Raw genomic sequence first — 19,240 nt, 5'->3', positions numbered from 1 at the left:
CTGGATGTATTTCCTCGCCAGGCGCCGAAGCCGGCGGCCGGCAGAGCGGAAGGGCGGTCCGTCACAAGAGACGGGACAGCGTCGCAACGACCTGAAGCGCTGAAGTCTTTAGCCCGGCTGGTCGATCTCTGTCACCCGGCCGGCAAAGCGTAGGCGATGACTTCGTCGCCGACCTTGGTTTCCGTGAAGTGGTGCCGCCGGGCGCATGGGAGCGGCTGTGGTTGCGGGTTAAATCCGCGACCTGTTCCCGGTTGCAGTCACCATTCTGTGATTCCGACACGGGCTCGGAACCTTAGCGGCGAAAGCACCGTTAGGGGGCGTCAACTCTGGGTTTGCCTTCAGCAGAATCGGCGAGGGGATGCCGCAAATCTTCTCGAAAAACGCCAATGGCGTTGCGCGCTTTGTCATATGGGGAAGCTGTGCAGTTCTGTTGATCGCCGCCGCGATCGGGACAATCCTTCCCCGTTCGGACCTGGTTACGGGAGTAGGTGAGCCATTGGCGCAGCCGGTGCCGTTCAGTCACAAGCACCATGTCGGCCAGCTCGGCATCGACTGCCGTTATTGTCACAATGGCGTCGAGACCTCGTCTTCGGCGGGCCTGCCGGCGACCGAAATCTGCATGACCTGCCATTCGCAGCTTTTCACCAATGCCGATATGCTGGCGCCGGTCCGCGCAAGCTTGGTCGGCGGCAAGCCGATCGAATGGCAGCGCGTCAACGGCGTGCCCGACTTCGTATTCTTCAACCACGCCATTCACGTCAACAAGGGCGTCGCCTGCGAGACCTGTCATGGCGAGGTCGACCAGATGCCGCTGATGAGGCGAGCGCATACGCTGAGCATGGAGTGGTGCCTCGGCTGCCATCGCAACCCGGAACCCAATCTGCGTCCCCCACAGGACGTGTTCCTGATGCACTGGCAGCCGTCTGCGGACATCGATCAGATCAGGCGGCAGCTGATCGGCGTGCTCGACATCCACCCCGAGACGATGACGGATTGCTATGTCTGCCATCGCTGACGACAGGCCTGGTTCCGCCATCGATATCGAGGCTCTGCGCAAGCGGCTGGCGCATGGCGGCGAAATATGGCGCAGCCTGGACGAGATCGCCGGCGCTGCCGAATTCCGCCGCTTCGTCCAGGCCGAGTTCCCGGCAATCGCGGAACGCCTGCCGGCAAAGCCGAACCGGCGGACGCTGCTGAAGCTGATGGGCGCATCGCTGTCGCTTGCCGGGCTGGCCGCCTGCAGCAAAGCGGAAAACATCCTGCCCTATGTGCGCCAGCCGGAAATCCTGATCCCAGGCAAGCCTGTCTACTACGCGACGACGCTGTCGAGTGACGGCTTCGGTATCGGCGCCATCGTCGAAAGCCATGAAGGGCGGCCGACCAAGGTCGAGGGCAATCCCGATCATCCGGCCTCGCGCGGCGCCACCGACGCGGTGATGCAGGCGGCGGTGCTGACGCTGTTCGATCCCGACCGTTCACGCACGCCGCTCAAGGATGGCCAGCCGGCATCATATGGCGATTTCCTCAAGGACATGGCGGCGCTTGTCTCGCGGTGGACGGTATCGCAGGGGCGGGGCGGGGCGTTGCTTCTCGATGCCTATACGTCGCCTACGCTCGCGGCCCAGATCGATGCGTTGCGGGCTCGCTATCCGAAACTGAAAATCTTCCGCCACGACCCGTTGGCGATGCCGGCCGCGGGGGAGGCGTCGCGTGCCCTGTTCGGGTCGGTGCTGACGCCGGTCTACCGCTTCGATCGTGCGGAAACGATCGTCAGCTTCGACGCCGATTTCCTTGGCGAAGGGCCTGGTCGGCTCGCCTATGCGCGCGACTTTGTAGCGCGGCGACGTGTACGCGATCCGTCCGACCGGATGAGCCGGCTTTATGCGGTGGGGTCGACGCCGACAATCACTGGGGCTGCCGCCGATCATCGACTAGCGATCAAGCCAAGTGAAGTCGAAGCCGTGGCTGCCGGATTGAACGCGGCGTTGACTGGCCAAACCGGAACTTCCGGCTCGCCGATCGACCAGGCGTGGATGGCGGCGCTGGTCGACGATTTGAGGGCGGCGGGCCGCGACGCGCTGGTCATCGCAGGAGCGCAGCAGAGCGCCTTCGTTCACGCCGCCGCGCTTGCCGCCAATGCGAAGCTTGGCGCGCTTGGCAACACGGTCGAGCTGATCGAGCCGCCGGATGCGCTGTCGGTCGACGGCGATCTCGGAGCGCTGCGCGAGGCAATCGGCGATGGGGTTGTGGACACCGTCGTGGCGCTGGGGACCAATCCGCTGCACACGGCCCCGGCAAGTGTCGACGCGCATAAGGCATTCTCCGGCTTGAATTTGTTCGTCCATCACGGACTCTATCGTGACGAGACGGCGTTCCTGGCGCACTGGCATGTGCCGGCGGCGCATGAACTTGAGAGTTGGAGCGACATCCGCGCCTATGACGGCACTGCCTCGCTGGTGCAGCCGCTGATCAAGCCGCTCTATGACGGCAAGACCGTGCACGAATTGCTCGCCGTGCTTGGCGGCCAGTTCGAGACCGATCCGCTGTCGCTCGTCCAGCAACATTGGGCAGCACTCGATGACGATGCCTGGAAGAAGGCGTTGCGCGACGGCACTGTGCCGAACGGCGCTGCCAGGCCCGTACCCGTCACCATGCCGCCGGATCTGGGCGGACTAAGGCCAGCGGCGAAAGCGGGTGACGGTATCGAAATACGGTTCGTCGCCGATCCGTGGCTGCGCGACGGCCGCTTTGCCAATGCGTCGTGGCTGCAGGAATTGCCGCGGCCGCTGACCAAGATCGTCTGGGGCAATGCGGCGCTCATCTCGCCCGCCACCGCGCAGCGGCTGAAGATCGCAAATGGCAAGGTCATCAACATCGCATCCGACGGGGCGGACGTCGCTGCGCCGGCCTGGATCCTGCCCGGTCATCCGGACGAAACGATAACGCTTTCCTTCGGCTTCGGACGCAAGGCCGGTTCCGTTGCCGCGCTGGCAGAAGGCTGCGACGCATTTCGCTTGCGCAGCGGCGCTGAATGGTTCGCGGCCGGCGCGGCCATCGCGCCCCGCAAGAATAGCGTGCGGGTCATCACCACGCAGCATCACCAGGCGATGGAAGGCCGCGCCATCGTGCGCCATGCGTCCCTCGATGCCTTCCGACAGAATCCGGATTTCGTCCGCCAGGATGCGCCGCCAACGCCGACGGAATCACTCTATCCCGATTGGCCCTACGACCAGGAAGCCTGGGCGATGGCGATCGACCTCTCGGCCTGCATCGGCTGCATGGCCTGCGTCTCCGCTTGCCAGGCCGAGAACAACATCGCGCCGGTCGGCCCGGAAGAATGCGAGCGCGGCCACGAGATGCACTGGCTGCGGGTCGACCGCTACTATGCCGGGCCGTTGGATGCGCCCGAGACGCTTTTCCAGCCGGTCCCCTGCATGCATTGCGAGAAGGCGCCATGCGAGGTTGTCTGCCCGGTCAACGCCACCGTGCACACGCATGATGGGCTGAATGCGCAGGTCTATAACCGCTGCATCGGCACGCGCTACTGCTCGCAGAATTGCCCCTACAAGGTGCGGCGCTTCAATTTCCTCGACCATCAATCCTTCGACAAGGATGAGGCAGGTCCGGAGCAGGGCGTCCATAACCCCAATGTCAGCGTGCGCTCGCGCGGGGTGATGGAGAAATGCACCTATTGCGTCCAGCGCATCAGCGCCAAGCGCATCCAGGCGCAGATCGAGAACCGCGACATCGCCGATGGCGAAGTTGTCACCGCCTGCCAGCAGGCCTGCCCGACGCAAGCTATCACCTTCGGCGATCGCAACAAGAAAGATGCAAAGGTCGTTCGCGAAAAGAGCGCGCCGCAGAATTACGCGCTGCTGGAGGAGCTGAACACACGGCCGCGCACCACCTATCTCGGCAAGATTTCCAATCCCAACGGCAAGCTTGCCAAGCCGGGCAAGGCGACCGATGGCTGAAGCGAGCGCGAACAACCCGGTCGTCCTGCGCGGCCGCCACGATTTTCCCGAGATCAGCGGACGCATCGGCTCGATCGTGCTCAACGGCCGCCTGCCGCGGCATTTCTGGACCGCGTTCTTCCTCTGCTTCCTGCTGATTTTGCTGCTGCTCTATTCGATCACATATCTGATAGCGGTCGGCGTCGGCGGCCTCGGCATCAACATGCCGGTGGTCTGGGGCACGATGATCTCCAACTTCGTCTGGTGGATCGGCATCGGCCATGCCGGCACGCTGATCTCGGCGGTGCTGTTGCTGCTGCGCCAACCATGGCGCGCCTCGATCAACCGCTTCGCCGAAGCCATGACGCTGTTTGCCGTCGCCATGGCCGGCCTGTTTCCCATCCTGCATCTTGGGCGACCGTGGTTCTTCTACTGGCTGCTGCCGCTGCCCAATGTGCATATGCACTGGCCGCAGTGGCGAAGTCCGCTGGTCTGGGATTTCGCGGCGATCGCCACCTACGCCACCGTCTCGCTGCTGTTCTGGTATATGGGCTTGCTGCCCGACCTGGCGGTGCTGCGCGACCGCGCCAGGTCGAGACCGGCGCAGCTCTTCTACGGCATATTGGCGCTCGGCTGGCGCGGCTCGGCCTATCATTGGGCGCGCTACCAGGTTGTCTATTTCCTGCTTGCCGCTTTGGCCACGCCGCTGGTCGTTTCGGTGCATTCGATCGTCTCACTCGACTTCACCTTCGCGATCACGCCCGGTTACCACTCGACGATCTTCCCGCCCTATTTCGTCGCCGGCGCGCTGCTCTCCGGCTTCGCCATGGTGCTCACCATCGCCATCCCATTGCGCTGGGCCTTCTCGGTCAAGGACCTGATCACGCTCCGGCACATGGACAATGCCGCCAAGCTGATGATCGCCGCCGGCATGGTCGTCGCCTATGGCTATGTCTCGGAAGCATTCTTCGCCTGGTATTCGGGCGAGCCGTATGAGCGCGCCATGATGGCGCAGCGCGCCCTGGGTCCCTATGCGCCGCTGTTCTGGATAATGCTGAGCCTGAACTGCGGCGTGCTGCAATTGCTGTGGTTCAGAGGCATCCGGCGCAACATGCCGCTGCTGTTCGCGATCGCCGTCGCCATCAATGTCGGCATGTGGATCGAGCGCTACATCATCGTGGTGACGGGGCCGAGCCGAGATTATCTGCCGACCTCCTGGGGCGAGCAATCGTTGACCTGGCTCGATTTCGGCATCCTGTTCGGCTCGATCGGCACCTTCTTCGCGCTCGTCTTCCTGTTCATCCGCATCCTGCCAGCGATCACCATCTTCGAGGTCGAGGAACTGGCTGAGGAAGAGGGCAAGCTCGGATGAGCCTCTACGGTCTCATGGCGGTGTTTGCCGAGCCGGAAGCGCTGATAGAAGCCGCGCGCGGCATGCGCGAGCGCGGCTATCGGCGCATGGATGCGTTCTCGCCGTTTCCGATGAAGGAGCTTGACGGGATATTGGAGATCCCGAAAACGCGCCTGCCTTGGATCGTGCTCGCCGGCGGCATCGCCGGGGCCGTACTCGTCTATGCGCTGATCTGGTACTCGGTCGAGATCGACTACCCTGTCAATGTCGGCGGCCGGCCGCTGCATTCCTGGCCGCCTTTCGTCGTCATCGCTTTCGAGGCTGGCATTCTGGGCGCTGCCTTCGCGGGGTTCCTGGGCGTGCTCGCGGCCAACGGGTTGCCCCGCTATCACCATCCGGTGTTCAACGCCGAGAGCTTCAGCTACGCGCGCGGCGGCAAGTTCTATCTGCTGATCGAAACGGCCGATCCCAAATACCGCAAAGGCGTGACGAGGGGCCAGCTGACGCGGCTCGGCGCCGAGCTCGTCGAGGAGGTCGAGGCGTGAGCCGCCTCGGCCTCACGCTCATGGTCGGTGCGCTGGCCGTCGCCGGCTGCCGGCAGGATATGGAGGACCAGCCGCGCTACGATCCGCTGGAGGCGAGCAACCAGTTCGCCGACGGCATGTCGGCGCGCACGCCGGTGCCGGGTACGGTGGCGCGCGACGCCGATCTGACGCCGGTCCCCGACAAAATCCCTTATCCGATCACGATCGAGCTTCTGCAGCGCGGACGACAGCGTTTCGACATCTTCTGCTCACCCTGCCACGGCCGTACCGGCAATGGTCACGGCATGATCGTCCAGCGCGGCTTTCCGGCGCCGCCGAGCTATCATCAGGATGCGCTGCGCAAGGCCACGGACCGGCACTTCTACGACGTCATCACCAACGGCTATGGCGCCATGTATTCCTACGCGGCGCGAGTGCCGCCGCAGGACCGGTGGGCGATCGTCGCCTATATCCGCGCGCTGCAATATTCGCGCGACGCTCCAGTCGCCGAACTTCCGCAAAGCATGCGCGCGCGGCTCGAAGCGGAGGCATCGCCATGAGCCGCGTCGAGCAAGGCTTTCTGGCGGCGGGCGCCGTGGGACTTGTCATCTGCGGTCTGGGCGTATCGCTCGATGCCAAGGCGATGCTGAGCGCCTGGCTCCCCGCAATTCTCTTCGCGCTCAGCCTGCCGCTCGGCGCGCTGACCATACTGATGGTGCACGGGCTGACCGGTGGACGCTGGGGCGATGCGGTCCGCCAGCCTTTGCGGATCATGATCGCGATGCTGCCATTTGCGCTCATCCTGCTCCTGCCGGTGCTGATGCGGCTCGACCTGATCTTCCCATGGGCCGGCGCCGATCCCGCGATGCTTCCTGAGCAGGTTCGAGAGAAGCTTGCTTATCTCAACATGTCGTTCTTCCTGCTGCGCTTCGCCTTCTGCGCTGCGGTCTGGCTCATTCTTGCCTGGACGATGCTTACTTTAGAGGACCCCGCAAAGCGTGGCAGCGGCAGGAAATATGCCCTCGGCCTCATCCTTCATGCGCTTGCCGTCAGCGTTTTTGCCATCGACTGGATGCTGTCGCTCGAGCCTGAATTCACCTCGACCATCTATGCGCTTTGCGAAGCCTCGGCCGAGGTGGTCGGGGCATTCGCCCTGGCGATCCTGGTGCTGGCGGCAAGGCGGGCAGTGGAGGTCATGCCCGGCGGCGAGGAAGACGTCGCGCTCAGCGAAGATCTTGCCAACATGCTGCTCGGCTTCGTGCTGACCTGGATCTATCTCGCTTTCATGCAATGGCTGGTGGTCTGGGGCGGCGATCTGCCCGATGAGATCCATTGGTACGTCATCCGCGGCGACGATGGATGGCACTACCTGCTCTACCTGATGGTCGCCTTGCAGATGGCTGCCTTTGCGGGTCTGCTCAGCCGGAACCTGAAACGCAGCCATGCCGGCCTCGTCTGGCTCGCCGGAATTGCCTTGGCAGGCCATTTCGCCGATGTGTTCTGGCGTATCCGCCCGCCACTCTTTTCCGGCGGCGTCCTGGCATTGTGGCATGATGCGGCCGCCTGGATTGGAGTGGGCGGGCTGTGGCTCGCGCTGTTCCTCTTCCTGCTCCGCCGACCGGACAAGATCGTCTGGTGGAAGCGCGAGGTCGCCCATGGCTAAGGCGCACCGTCACCCCGAGACGCGCGATGTCCAGCCGCGTGTGCTGCTCGCTTTCGGCGGCGGGCTGTTGCTGTTCATTGCTTTAGCTGCGATCGGCGTGAAGCTCATCTTCAACACCGCGCCGACGTGGCTGCCGCTGCCAGCCAACACCAGTCCCGAAAACCCGGATCTGCAGACCACGCCGCAACAGGATCTGACCGTGTTCCGCGCCGAGGAAGATCGCCAGCTCAAGACGCTTGGCTGGGTCGATCGCAATGCCGGCATCGCCCGCATTCCGATCGATGACGCCATGTGGGCGGTGGTCAGCCACGGCCTGCCGGATTGGTCGCAACAGACGGCAGCTGCCACGGCGCCTGATGATTGCGCCTTGCTCACAACTGCGGTTCCCCGCGCACCGCAGGCCGAAAACTGCCGGCGGCAGGACTGGACAGGGCGATGAGAAGCTTGTTGGCTGCGCTTTGTCTGTTCATTGCCAGCACGGCGCTTGCCGCCGAACGACCAACCTTCGATCCGAAGCCCGGCGCGCAGCTCAGCCTTGAGCGGGAGTTGGTCGATACTAGCGGCCGGAAGCTGACGCTTGGCGAGACGCTCGATGGGCGTCCGGCGCTCGTCATCTTTGGCTACGACAAATGCCCGAACCTTTGCGGGGTCACCCAGCAGGCCGTCGCGTCCGACCTGAAGAAGACATCGCTTCGCCCTGCAGATTATCGCGCGCTGTTCATCTCGATCGACCCCGAAGAAACCTCCGCCGATGCCGCAGAAGCGCAAGCTGAAATCGCGTCCGCCGCCGGTCCGACGGGACTGTCCGCCTGGCGGTTCCTGACAAGCAGCGATGGCGCCGGCGCAGCGCTTGCCAACGAGGCCGGCATCACGTTCGACCGGCGCAAAGGCATCGATCAGTTCGTGCATCCGATCGCGGTCATTGCGCTGACGCCTTCTGGCCGAATTTCGCAGGTATTGCCGGCGCTGACCTTCACGCCGCGCGATCTCCAGCTCGCGCTGGTCGAAGCGTCGGCCAACAAGCTCGGGTCGATTGCCGATCACGCCTTCCTGTTCTGCGCGGGGTTCGACAGTTCGAAAGGCCAGTACACTCCCGTAATCTGGGCAGCGCTGAAAGTGGCAAGCCTGGCAACGGCGCTTGGTCTCGCTGCGATCGTGCTCTGGCAAACGCGCGGGAGGATAAGGTGAGCTTCGGCGTTCCCTTCTTCCCGCAGGAAGCCTCGTCGGAAGCCGGCCATGTCGATGCGCTGTTTTACACGCTGCTCATTTTCTCAGCCGTTCTCGGACTGACACTCACCGGCCTCGTCGTCGGCTACGCCGTGAAATACCGCGTCGGCTCGAAGGCGGATCGCACGGGACAGCGTTCCCGCACCATGTGGCTGGAGATGAGCTGGACCGTCGCCAGCCTGATCATCGCCTTCATCTTCTTCGGCTGGGGCGCAGTGCTTTTCGTTCGCCGCGATCATCCGCCGGCGGACGCGCTCGAGATCACGGGGCTTGGCAAACAGTGGATGTGGGAGTTCAGGCAACCCGGCGGCCAGCGCGAGATCAACGAGCTGCACGTTCCGGTCGGCAAACCGGTCGTGGTGTCGCTCGCCTCGCAGGACGTTATCCACTCCTTCTACGTGCCGGCCTTCCGCATCAAGCAGGACGCGGTGCCCGGCCGCACGACGCGCATCTGGTTCATCGCCACCGAGCCCGGCCGCTACCATCTGTTCTGCGCCCAATATTGCGGCACGCAGCATTCCGAAATGAGCGGCTGGGTGACTGTGATGGCACCCGAGCAATACGCATCCTGGCTGAACGGCCAGGGCGAAGGCGAGACGCTTGCTGCGAGTGGCGAGAAACTGTTTCGCGCGCTGGGCTGCTCCGGCTGCCATGGCGCGAGCAGCAAGGTGAGGGCGCCGTCGCTTGACGGCATCTTCGGCCGGCCGGTGGCGCTCGACAATCAGCAGACGGTGATCGCCGACGAGCGCTATTTGCGCGACTCCATCCTCAACCCGAAGAAGGAGATCGCGGCGGGCTACGAGCCGGTCATGCCGAGCTTCGACGGCCTGATCGACGAAGGCGAGCTGCAGATGCTGCTTGCCTATCTGAAGTCGCTTTCGCCTCGGCCAACGGCTGGAGCCAAGCCATGAGCAACGCGGCGATGCAGGGTACATATCTCGGCGAAGGCAGCGGCCTGCGGGCATGGCTTCTCACCACCGACCATAAGCGCGTCGCGTGGCTCTATCTCATCTCGCTGACGGTCTTCTTCTTTCTCGGCGGCGCCATGGCGGTGCTGATGCGGATCGAGCTGGCGACACCGGCAGGCGACCTCGTCTCCGACGATGTCTACAACAGGCTGTTCTCGCTGCACGGCATCATCATGGTCTGGTTCTTCCTGGTGCCGTCGATCCCGGGGACCATGGGCAATTTCCTTTTGCCGCTGATGATCGGCGCGCGCGACCTTGCTTTCCCGCGGCTCAACCTCGCCAGCTGGTACGTCTTCATTTTCGGCAGCCTGTTCGCGCTGTTTGCGGTGGTGGCCGGCGGCGTCGACACCGGCTGGACCTTCTACACGCCGCTGTCGACGCTCTATGCCAATGGCTTCGTCTCGACCGCCGCGTTCGGCGTCTTCATCGTCGGCTTCTCGACGATCATGACCGGCATCAACTTCATCGTCACCGTGCACACGCTACGCGCGCCGGGGCTCACCTGGTTCCGACTGCCGATTTTCGTGTGGACGCTCTACGCCACCAGCCTGGTGATGGTGCTGGCAACCCCGGTGCTCGCCGCCTCTCTGATCCTGATCGTGCTGGAGCGCGTGTTCGGCATCGGCATCTTCAATCCCGATCTCGGTGGCGACCCACTGCTCTTCCAGCATCTCTTCTGGTTTTACTCGCACCCGGCGGTCTACATCATGATCCTGCCCGGCATGGGTGTGGTGTCGGAGGTGCTACCCTGCTTCAGCCGCCGGCCGCTGTTCGGCTACAAGGCGGTGGCGATGTCGTCGATGGCGATCGCCGTCTTCGGCTTCCTGGTCTGGGGCCACCATATGTTCGTCAGCGGACAGTCGGCCTATGCCGGCGTGGTGTTCTCGTTCCTGTCCTTCTGCGTCGCGATCCCGTCGGCGATCAAGGTTTTCAACTGGAGCCTGACGCTGCGCAAGGGCGAGATCAGCTTCGAGACGCCGATGCTCTATGCGTTGTTTTTCCTGGGGCTGTTCACTTTCGGCGGATTGGCCGGGCTCTTCCTTGCGGCGTTGGCGGTCGATGTCCATGTCCACGATACGTATTTCGTCATCGCGCATTTTCACTACATCATGGTCGGCGGCATGGTGACGGCCTATATGGCTGGCCTGCATTTCTGGTGGCCGAAATTGACCGGCCGCATGTATTCGGAAACGGCGGGGCGTATAGCGGCGACCGTTACCTTCGTCGGCTTCAATCTGACCTTCTTCCCGCAATATATGCTGGGCTTCAACGGCATGCCCCGGCGCTATCATACCTATCCGCCGGAGTTCCAGTTCTGGAACGTATTGTCCTCGGCCGGCGCGGTGGTGCTGGCGATCGGCTACCTGATGCCCCTGTTCTACCTCGGCTGGTCGCTGTTTCGCGGCGCCCGGGCGCCCGATAATCCGTGGAACGCGACCGGGCTCGAATGGCAGACAAGCTCGCCGCCGCCGCCGTATAATTTCGAGACCATGCCGGTCGTGACGCGACCGGCCTATGCCTACGACATGAAGGGGCTCGAGCACGAGAGCTTCAGTCCGCACCGGGAGGAGGCGGCGCGATGAGCGGCACTGAAAGCGTCGCTTTCGACACGCCCCTGCGCGAACGGCGCGCCGACACTTTTGCGATGTGGGTGTTCATCGGCTCCGAGGCGATGCTGTTCGGCGCGATTTTCCTTGTCTTTCTCGTCGCCCATATCGATTTCGGCCCCGCTTTCGCCGCCGCCTCGAAGCGCCTTTCTCTGCCGCTCGGCACCTTGAACACGGCCGTGCTGATCACCAGCAGCTTCACTATGGCATTGGCGCATATGCTTGCGCTTCATAGACATTGGCGCCCGACAATTTGGGCGCTGGTCGCGACTGCGGCGCTGGGCTTGTGCTTCCTGATCGTGAAGGGGATCGAATACGGCAAGGAGATCAGCGAAGGACTGGCCCCGCTTCTCGGCCTGCCGTTCCGCTATGCAGGACCGGATCCCGTGCACGCCGAATTCTTCTTCGGCCTCTATTTCACGATGACCTCGCTCCATGCGCTGCACCTGATCGGCGGCATCGTCGTCATCGCCGGCATGATCGCGCTCTGGCCGACTTCCAGCCCTGCCAACCGCCTGCGCCGGGTGGTTGCCGTCGGCCTTTACTGGCATTTCGTCGATATCATCTGGGTGTTCATGTTCCCAGTCCTTTATCTGATCAACCGATGAGCGAATTGCGCAAACTCACCTTCGGCTATCTCGGGCTGCTCGCGCTGCTGACACTGACGGTCGGCTCGTCCTTCGTCGATCTCGGCGGGTTCAACGTCGCGCTCAACCTGGCGATCGCCGCCGCAAAGGCGATCCTGATCGCCATGCTGTTCATGCATCTGACCGGCACGTTGCCGCGGCTGGCCGTCGCGGCCGCCGGGCTTTGGCTCGTCATCCTGTTCGGGTTGACGCTGATCGGGCGATAAACGGTAAGGCTGGTGGCCTACGATCTGAGCTTTTCTCATCGTTACACTCGACCAGCTGCTGCACATGTCTGGCGCCGTCGCATTCGAAGCGACCGGTCAGCTGATTAGCCCTGCAATATGCCCGATGTTCCATTGGTGCCGATTGACGCGCCACATGCAGCTCGATCGAGCCTGGTAGGAAGCCGTGTCGTTGCGAAGGATGTCCGGGAACATTGGACATCGCTGGCAGTTCGGGTTTGCTTCAGACGCCGCTTCAAGGCGTCTGTCGAAGATCGGTGGGCAACACCTGATCGGCCCGGGTCTGTCCCTCGCAGGCGTGGGCTTTGTGCCCCGGCAGGATCTGCCGTGCCGCTGTGCAGATGTCGCCGCCACAACCACAGGAGACAGCAATGAAGCATCAGACCTCATATGAACTTCAATCGGTGGCAGTCGTCGATCGGCTTGGATTGGTTCCTCTGGCAACAAGAGCGCAGCGGATCGAGCGGTGGGCGGAATTGCTCGACCGAAATCCTCTGCGTTGCCTCTCGGCCCTGACGGGAACCGAATATGTCGATCCTGAAGTTCGCGAACGGGTGCGGGCGGACGGATCCCCGCTCACGGTTGCGTTTGATGATCCGTTGCTTCGCGCGGCCGGATTGCAATCGGACACTTATGGCGAGGCGAAGCGCTTTTTCGAACTCTCCGATTGGCAATTGCATGACGTCGTCTGCAGCTGCCATGCCGGGTCGACGATGCAGGCCAGTTGGGCCGCGGCGCGGGTGCGTAGGCTGATTAGCGGCAACCGGTTCTTCGCCTGGCTCAGAAGCCGCTTCCTGCATTGAAGAAGGCTAGCCGCCCGGCGAGCGCAGGTCGCCGGCGGCTCGGCGCGCCGCGCCCGACAAGGAGTTCGCACGGAAACCGATCGATGAAATGCGAGGGCGGCTGTTCGGTCCCCGTGCCTATGCACATCGGTTCAGGCGGCAGGCCGCATGGAACCTTTCCGCTGGCACGACGAAGTCGAACCATGACAACGACAGCGCGGGGGAATCTTGCGGAGACGACGTCGCCACCCGGTGACGCGGCTCCATCCTCTCAGCCATTCTGGTCGATAGCGTGCGGCGAAGGCTGCTGGGCACCGCCGCTCGGACGCCTGCCAGCGTGGTCGGCCCAGACCCATACAGCAACCGCCACGATCACCACGATGACGACCAAGGCAATGATACGACGCATCGGGCTCTAGCCGCCTGGCTTGTTGACGGTCGGATCGGAGCCGACGCCAACCACCGGATCGGGGGCAACCGGGCCGCGCTCGGCTTCCGAACTTTCCGACTCGATCTCCTGGACAGCCTGATCCCAATGTTCCTGCTGGCGTCCCTCGGGGCGGCGTTCGCGCTCCCAGATCTCATGGGCGCGTTCTCTGATGCGTTCTTGCCTGTCCATGCGGAACCTCCTCTCGCGCCGGGCTGGCGCTGAAGCCAGGCCTAATCGGGCGACGGGAGGTTTGTTCCATCAAGACTTGAATCGGACCGCGCCGCATTGGGAACGCCGCCTTCGTCGAAATGTTATCTTTCATCCAACAGGAGATCGTCATGAAGGACAGCCAGAACCGCCGCGAGACGGGCGCCAGGAAATATCCCCCCAACACCGATCCGGATCCAAGCGACCAGTTCTCCCAGGACGCCGCCAGCAACGAAAAGCCCCATGTCGGTCCAGGTCTCAGCCGCAAGCACGGTGAGGTCGAGGACAAAACCCATCAGTCCGAGGGCCGCAATCCGGCCCGTCAGACACCAAGCCCGGCGACGGAAAAGAGTTCAGGCGCAGGCCCGGCCGTCGCGGAGCGCTCCAAGGACGCAAAGGCGCCCCGGAGCGGCCGTCAGCCCGGCGCCTATGTGAAGGACTGAGCCGGACCGGATGCGCCGTGGAACATAGCTTCGACTTTGAGGTTCGGTAGCAACCGCCGTCGGCGACTCCGCATGCCGGCGGCGGATTGTGAGGCCCCGGGGCCTATCCGGGGCCGCCGCAGACACGGCGGACCGGCGATGGACAGAACAGCCCCAAGCAGATGCCTCCCAAAACGGACAGGCGCGGTGGCCTGCCGATCAACCAAGCAGCGCCGATCGAAGGTCTGGCTGGTTTTGCCGGCAAGCATCGTGGCAAGTTTCCTTTGCGTCCCGGCATTGGCGCACCAGGCGCCGGCAGGCTGGCAGTACGATCCTTCATGCTGCGCCGGGGTGGATTGCTATCAGGCGCCGCCTTCGGACGTGAAGGAGACGAAATACGGCTATCAGCTCTCGACCGGCGAACTGATCCCCTACAGCGATCACCGCATCAAGCGATCGCGTGACGAGTATTTTCACGAGTGCAAGCCTGGCGGCGACACCCAATCCCAGCACTCCTTCTGCCTTTATGTTCCGGACCGCGGGATGTAGGGCGGGAGGCTCGACCGCAGATCGCCAAGGAAGAAGGCCCGTCCCTGAAAGGCGGGCCTTTTTCTGTGCAAGGCAGCAGGCTGACGAGCCTACTTGTTGCAATTCTGCATGTTGGATGTGGTGTTGCCACTGGCGGTGTTGTTATCGATGTCGTTTCCGGCCGCGTCCTTGCACCGGTCGCTGCCTCCGTTGGGCTTGGCTGTCGTGTTCGTGCTGTTTGTGGCGTTCGGATCGATCGTGCCGCCATTGCCGTTGTTGTTCATGCCACTGGTCCCGGTCGTGGTCCCTGTGCCGTTGGTGCCCGTCGTGGCGCCGGTCCCGCTGCCACTGGTTCCGGACCCGCTGGACTGTGCCATTGCGGATGTGGCGAGCACGATTGCGACAGCCGAAGCCGAGAGAAGTCTAATCATGGGGAGTCTCCTATTTTATCGCCTGATTGCGATACGATTCAAACAAGAGACTCCTGCCGATGTTCCAACTGGGCTATGCACAAATTATACTTCGTTGTCACGCTGTTCGGGGCATAGCAACGTAAGAACGATTATTTGTTTGTACGGATTTTCTGCCTCGGGTTGATTCCACCGGCGGCGTTAGTGTCGTTCTCGACGTCCCCTTCGACCGTGTTCTCGCCATGCTCCAGCTCGTCGCCCTCCTTGATGGTGCCCTTGGACGTGCCGATGCCTGGATCGTTCGCCATATCCGCGTCGCTCGGTTTTTTCGATTTCGGGTGCTGGTTTCCGCTCATGGTTTTCCTCGCTCTTGTCTTTCTGAACCGGAAGCGGCGCCGAATGTTCCAGCGTCAAACGCCGAATGGGTAGGTTTCGGGCATGCCTCCAGCCGCGTGCTCGGGTCCAAGAGGCGTGACGGCGCTGGTTTGATCGAACCAGACGAAGGCGTCGAACTGCCGCGCCAGCGAAGCGTCGGCATAATGGCTGTGCAGTTCGGTTTCCGGTCGGTAGATCACGCCGATGAATCGTTCCAGGCGACGCTCCGTCAGCCGGTCGCGCAGCTTCGGATCGCGTCCGAGGTCAAGCAGGAACCGCTCGATGCCGGCGTCGTGGCAGAGCCGCTCGTAGCTGTCCTCGCGCGAAGGCCGCACCGACTTGATTTCCATCTCGCCGTCCCAGTCCGTTGCCGCGGCGACAGTGCCTGCATGCGTGCCGAAACCGATGAGCGCCGCGGCATCGCCGAACCGCTGCCGGCAGAGCTGGCCGATATTCACTTCCTCGCGCGAGATTCCCATTTCGGTGTAACGGGCGTCGCCGATATGGGAATTGTGCGCCCACACCACGGCTTTGGCGTTCGGACCCCGCGCGCCGAGAATACGTTCCAGCGTTTCGAACATATGCGTGTCGCGCAGGTTCCAGGATTGCGATCCGCCATAGTACATGGTGCGGTAATAACGCTCGGCGGAGGCAATGAGCCTGGCGTTTTGCGCGGCGTCGAAAAGTTCGTCGCCGTCCCGGCCGGCATGATCGAGTTGCCTCGCCAGCATGTCGCGGCACTGCTGTAGGACCGCTTTCTCGCAGTCGCGATAGCCTTTGGTCAGCGCGGCCCGGGCATAGGTAGACGGTTCGGTCTGCCACGGCGTCAGGCAGCCATAGCGTTCCCGCGCAACCCTCGCCGCTTCCGGATCGACGTGGTCGAGATATTCCAGGACCGCGGCGATCGAGCCGCGCATGTTGTAGATATCGAGGCCATAAAAGCCTGCTTGCGGCTGGAGTGCCTTGACCTTGTCATTATGCTCGCGCAGCCATTCCACGAATGCCGCGACGTCGGTGTTGCGCCACATCCAGGTTGGAAAGCGCTGGAACGGCCGATCGGCACCGGGCGAGGCGCCGCGGCCGCGGACATAGCGGTCGATCGCGGCGGCATCGGGCCAATCAGCCTCGACCGCGACGATGGTGAAGCCATGCCTCTCGATCAGCCTTTTTGTTATTGCCGCGCGCGCCCGGTAAAATTCCGACGTGCCATGGCTGGCCTCGCCAAGCAGGACGATCCGCCGGTCCGCAAACCGGTCGAACGCTTCGGCGAAGCCGGGATCGTCGAAGTCCAAAAGCGGCTCGGCTGCCGCCGCGATCATCTCCGGCAGGCTGCGCGGGCGGGCAAGCGGCATCGTGCGGGCAATTCCTGGGCGGCTTTCCTCCGGCCAGCCCTGTTCGCCGATCAAGGGGACGAAGCGCACCCCACCGAAATCCTCCTCGCTGTAAGTCGATGCGCCGGTGCGGGTTACCTTGAGCAGCCGCTGCTCGTCAGGATCGTCGCCGACCGGGATAACCAGCCTGCCGCCGACATCGAGCTGCTGCTGCAAGGCCAGCGGCGCGCCCGGCCCGCTCGCCGCTACCACGATGGCGTCGAAGGGCGCCGCTTCCGGCCAGCCTCTGGTGCCGTCGCCGGTCCGAACTTCGATATTGCCGTAGCCTAGTTTTTGAAAGCGCCGCCGTGCTGTCTCGGCCAGCGCCGCATGGCGTTCGATCGTGTAGACATGGTCGACGACGCGGCTCATGACGGCGGCAGCGTAGCCCGATCCCGTGCCGACTTCGAGGACCTGATCTCCCGGACCGATCTCCGCCATTTCCAGCATGAAGGCGACGATATAGGGCTGCGATATGGTCTGCCCCTCCGCGATCGGCAACGGTCCGTCTTCATAGGCGAATTCCTCGTAGCCAGGATCGACGAAGGCTTCGCGCGGAACCTCCCGCATCGCCGCCAATATCTCCCGATTGTGGATGCCGCGGCGGCTGAGATGCACATCGACCATCCGACGGCGCTCGCGGGAAAGATCGAGCATAAGGATTCCTTCCTATTCGCCTGCTTCCATCATCGTCTTGGCCGGCTGCCGGGCGACATTTTCCTCGATCAGGTCGCGGCCCGGAGTCTGGGGCAGCGCCTTGCGGAAGTTCCTGGCGTAGTCGCGCGGCATCTTCGGCGGCATCATCGGCTCATAGGCGTCGACCAGCGCTTCGATGATCACCGGCCCGCTGGCGGCGAAGGCCTGGTCGAGCACGCGCTCGACATCGTCCGCCCGCTCGATGCTGAAGCCTTTTCCGCCCATCGCCTCCGCAGCCTTGGCAAAATCGATCGGCTGCAATTCGCAGCCGAACTGGGGATTGCCGAGGAACATCATCTGCTCCCAGGCGATCTGGTTCAGCATGTTGTTCTTGATGACCAGGAGCTTCAGCGGAATGCCGTAGCGCACCGCCGTAGAAAATTCGCCGAGCTGCATGGCGAGCCCGCCATCGCCGACGATCGCCGCGACCGGACGGCCGGGAAAGGCGATGCCCGCGGCGATCGCGTAGCTCAAACCGCAGGACATGGAAGCAAGCGCGCCCGAAACGCCGAAGGCTTGCCCCGCGCCAAGATCGGCATGGCGAGCGGCCAGTTCCGTGTTCTGACCGGAATCGGCCGCCAGTATCGTGTTTTCGGCGAGGCGTTCGCCGAAGGCGCGCGCGATACGCTGCGGCTTGAGCGGATGCGCCGAGCTGTCTTCGGATTGGCGCATCATCTCGCGCCATTTTTGCATCGAGCTTTGCGCCGTCGCCAGGAATTCGCCATCGCTCTTCTGCTCCAGCCGCTTGTTGAGGGCGCGCAAGGTCTCCGCCGCGTCACCGACCAGGCCGGCCTCGACCGGGTAGCGCAAGCCGATGCGCTGCGCGTCGCAGTCGATCTGGACGCCACGCGCCTTGCCCGGCTGCGGATAATATTCGATGTAGGGGAAGGTCGAGCCGACAATGAGGACGGCATCGCAGGTTTCCATCGCCTGCTGCGAGGGCAAGGTGCCCAGAATGCCGATGCCGCCGGTGGTATAGGGATGATCGTCCGGCAGCACCGCCTTGCCGAGCAGCGCCTTGACGATCGGCGCCTTCAGCAGCCTCGCCGTGTCTTCGAGTTCGGCCGCCCCGCCGATGGCTCCGCGTCCCGCCAGGATCGCCACGCGCCGCGCGTCGTTGAGGATGGCCGCGGCCTTGTCCAACTCCGCATCCTCGGCGAGGCAGTGAGGAGCGAACATGTCCTGCGGCGTGTGCGCCGGCCGGTTGCGCTTGGACCGCTTGGCTGCGTCGGCGGGCTGTTCCTGGATATCGCTGGCTATCGAAAGATGAGCGACGCCCTTGCGGGCGAGCGCCGTGCGGCAGGCAAGGCTCGCCACGTTCTCCATATGCGCCGCATCCGATACCTGGACGTTATAGACGCTCACATCGTTGAAGACGCGGGTCAGATCGACGTCCTGCTGCGTGAATGTCTCGATAAGATCGTGGAACTGCATGCCCGTGATCGCCAACACCGGGGCCTGGTCGAGCTTGGCATCATAAAGGCCGGTCAGAAGGTGGGTGCCGCCGGGTCCGGACGTTGCGAGGCACACGCCGAGCCTGCCTGTCCATTTCGCGTAGGCGCAGGCCATGAACGCGGCCGACTCCTCGTGCCGCACTTGAATGAAAGAAATTTTGTCCTGGTTTTTGCGCAGCGCCTCCATGACGCCGTTGATGCCGTCGCCGGGGAGCCCGAACACGACTTCGACGTTCCAGGCAATCAAGGTGTCGACGAGGATTTCGGCTGCATTGGGCATTGCGAGGCTCCGCTGTTGGTTTCCGAACCATCACGATTGCGGTTGGTTCCCTTGTTGGCGGCCGCAACAAACCCAAGCGCCCAGAATGCGCCCAATCCCGAAACCCCTCTATGCAAAGCGCC

21 protein-coding genes are annotated in these 19,240 nt (G+C 63.5%); 15 read left to right on the top strand and 6 right to left on the bottom strand.

Annotated elements, in window-relative coordinates; all coding sequences use genetic code 11:
* Nucleotides 1-508 precede the first annotated feature (508 nt).
* From LB553_RS16270 to LB553_RS16210, 13 genes are all read left to right on the top strand, one after another.
* Nucleotides 509-1,015 (top strand): cytochrome c3 family protein, encoded by a 507-nt coding sequence (locus LB553_RS16270; protein ID WP_412033346.1) that lies wholly within the window; start codon nucleotides 509-511, stop codon nucleotides 1,013-1,015.
* A complete protein-coding gene (locus tag LB553_RS16265) occupies nucleotides 999-3,974 on the top strand; it encodes a TAT-variant-translocated molybdopterin oxidoreductase (RefSeq protein WP_224514806.1) in 2,976 nt (991 codons plus the stop codon). Before LB553_RS16270 ends, LB553_RS16265 begins: the two co-directional genes overlap by 17 nt.
* On the top strand, nucleotides 3,967-5,325 hold the full coding sequence (gene nrfD / locus LB553_RS16260; protein WP_224514804.1) for an NrfD/PsrC family molybdoenzyme membrane anchor subunit: 1,359 nt from the start codon (nucleotides 3,967-3,969) through the stop codon (nucleotides 5,323-5,325). The genes LB553_RS16265 and nrfD overlap by 8 nt, the downstream gene beginning before the upstream one ends.
* On the top strand, nucleotides 5,322-5,849 hold the full coding sequence (locus LB553_RS16255; RefSeq protein WP_224514801.1) for a DUF3341 domain-containing protein: 528 nt from the start codon (nucleotides 5,322-5,324) through the stop codon (nucleotides 5,847-5,849). Before nrfD ends, LB553_RS16255 begins: the two co-directional genes overlap by 4 nt.
* A gap of 20 nt (nucleotides 5,850-5,869) precedes the next feature.
* Entirely contained in the window at nucleotides 5,870-6,388 is a 519-nt protein-coding gene (locus tag LB553_RS16250; RefSeq protein ID WP_263484091.1) for a c-type cytochrome, read from the top strand.
* A complete protein-coding gene (locus tag LB553_RS16245) occupies nucleotides 6,385-7,491 on the top strand; it encodes a hypothetical protein (protein ID WP_224514797.1) in 1,107 nt (368 codons plus the stop codon). Before LB553_RS16250 ends, LB553_RS16245 begins: the two co-directional genes overlap by 4 nt.
* The gene (locus LB553_RS16240; RefSeq protein ID WP_224514795.1) at nucleotides 7,484-7,930 is read left to right on the top strand and encodes a hypothetical protein; all 447 of its coding nucleotides are present in this window, start codon (nucleotides 7,484-7,486) and stop codon (nucleotides 7,928-7,930) included. The genes LB553_RS16245 and LB553_RS16240 overlap by 8 nt, the downstream gene beginning before the upstream one ends.
* An 8-nt stretch (nucleotides 7,931-7,938) precedes the next feature.
* Nucleotides 7,939-8,679, top strand: coding sequence for an SCO family protein (locus LB553_RS16235; RefSeq protein WP_224514791.1), 741 nt, complete (start codon nucleotides 7,939-7,941; stop codon nucleotides 8,677-8,679).
* Nucleotides 8,676-9,629: a cytochrome c oxidase subunit II gene (coxB, locus tag LB553_RS16230; protein ID WP_224514790.1), complete on the top strand. Its 954-nt coding sequence runs from the start codon at nucleotides 8,676-8,678 to the stop codon at nucleotides 9,627-9,629. Before LB553_RS16235 ends, coxB begins: the two co-directional genes overlap by 4 nt.
* The gene (gene ctaD, locus LB553_RS16225) at nucleotides 9,626-11,269 is read left to right on the top strand and encodes a cytochrome c oxidase subunit I (RefSeq protein ID WP_224514787.1); all 1,644 of its coding nucleotides are present in this window, start codon (nucleotides 9,626-9,628) and stop codon (nucleotides 11,267-11,269) included. Before coxB ends, ctaD begins: the two co-directional genes overlap by 4 nt.
* Nucleotides 11,266-11,901, top strand: coding sequence for a cytochrome c oxidase subunit 3 (locus LB553_RS16220; protein WP_224514785.1), 636 nt, complete (start codon nucleotides 11,266-11,268; stop codon nucleotides 11,899-11,901). The genes ctaD and LB553_RS16220 overlap by 4 nt, the downstream gene beginning before the upstream one ends.
* On the top strand, nucleotides 11,898-12,146 hold the full coding sequence (locus tag LB553_RS16215; protein ID WP_224514784.1) for a cytochrome C oxidase subunit IV family protein: 249 nt from the start codon (nucleotides 11,898-11,900) through the stop codon (nucleotides 12,144-12,146). The genes LB553_RS16220 and LB553_RS16215 overlap by 4 nt, the downstream gene beginning before the upstream one ends.
* Nucleotides 12,147-12,535: 389 nt before the next feature.
* Complete coding sequence (locus LB553_RS16210) at nucleotides 12,536-12,967, top strand: hypothetical protein (RefSeq protein ID WP_224514782.1); 432 nt, start codon at nucleotides 12,536-12,538, stop codon at nucleotides 12,965-12,967.
* 250 nt (nucleotides 12,968-13,217) lie between these two features.
* On the opposite strand, the gene LB553_RS16205 is transcribed toward LB553_RS16210, so the two are convergent.
* Nucleotides 13,218-13,355 (bottom strand): hypothetical protein, encoded by a 138-nt coding sequence (locus LB553_RS16205; protein WP_224514780.1) that lies wholly within the window; start codon nucleotides 13,353-13,355, stop codon nucleotides 13,218-13,220.
* A 6-nt stretch (nucleotides 13,356-13,361) separates the two neighbouring features.
* Nucleotides 13,362-13,565, bottom strand: coding sequence for a DUF2934 domain-containing protein (locus LB553_RS16200; protein WP_224514779.1), 204 nt, complete (start codon nucleotides 13,563-13,565; stop codon nucleotides 13,362-13,364).
* Nucleotides 13,566-13,714: 149 nt separating this feature from the next.
* On the opposite strand from LB553_RS16200, the gene LB553_RS16195 reads away from it, so the two are divergent.
* Together LB553_RS16195 and LB553_RS16190 are read left to right on the top strand one after the other, a co-directional pair.
* Nucleotides 13,715-14,026 (top strand): hypothetical protein, encoded by a 312-nt coding sequence (locus tag LB553_RS16195; RefSeq protein WP_224514776.1) that lies wholly within the window; start codon nucleotides 13,715-13,717, stop codon nucleotides 14,024-14,026.
* A 249-nt stretch (nucleotides 14,027-14,275) separates the two neighbouring features.
* Complete coding sequence (locus LB553_RS16190) at nucleotides 14,276-14,554, top strand: hypothetical protein (protein WP_224514773.1); 279 nt, start codon at nucleotides 14,276-14,278, stop codon at nucleotides 14,552-14,554.
* Nucleotides 14,555-14,643: 89 nt separating this feature from the next.
* Here the strand turns inward: LB553_RS16190 and LB553_RS16185 are convergent, their stop codons facing one another.
* From LB553_RS16185 to LB553_RS16170, 4 genes are all read right to left on the bottom strand, one after another.
* Nucleotides 14,644-14,964 carry a hypothetical protein gene (locus tag LB553_RS16185; RefSeq protein ID WP_224514771.1) on the bottom strand — a complete coding sequence of 107 codons (321 nt, stop codon included), beginning with the start codon at nucleotides 14,962-14,964 and terminating at the stop codon, nucleotides 14,644-14,646.
* 131 nt (nucleotides 14,965-15,095) lie between these two features.
* Complete coding sequence (locus LB553_RS16180; protein WP_224514769.1) at nucleotides 15,096-15,299, bottom strand: hypothetical protein; 204 nt, start codon at nucleotides 15,297-15,299, stop codon at nucleotides 15,096-15,098.
* A 54-nt stretch (nucleotides 15,300-15,353) separates the two neighbouring features.
* Nucleotides 15,354-17,345, bottom strand: a complete 1,992-nt coding sequence (locus LB553_RS16175) for a protein-L-isoaspartate(D-aspartate) O-methyltransferase (RefSeq protein ID WP_224514767.1) — start codon at nucleotides 17,343-17,345, stop codon at nucleotides 15,354-15,356.
* Between the two features lie 12 nt (nucleotides 17,346-17,357).
* Nucleotides 17,358-19,118, bottom strand: a complete 1,761-nt coding sequence (locus tag LB553_RS16170; protein ID WP_224514766.1) for a thiamine pyrophosphate-dependent enzyme — start codon at nucleotides 19,116-19,118, stop codon at nucleotides 17,358-17,360.
* Nucleotides 19,119-19,240 lie beyond the last annotated feature (122 nt).

It is taken from the genome of Mesorhizobium sp. CA8 (assembly GCF_020164955.1).
Lineage (GTDB): Bacteria > Pseudomonadota > Alphaproteobacteria > Rhizobiales > Rhizobiaceae > Mesorhizobium.
This window is presented reverse-complemented; position numbering and strand designations above follow the sequence as displayed.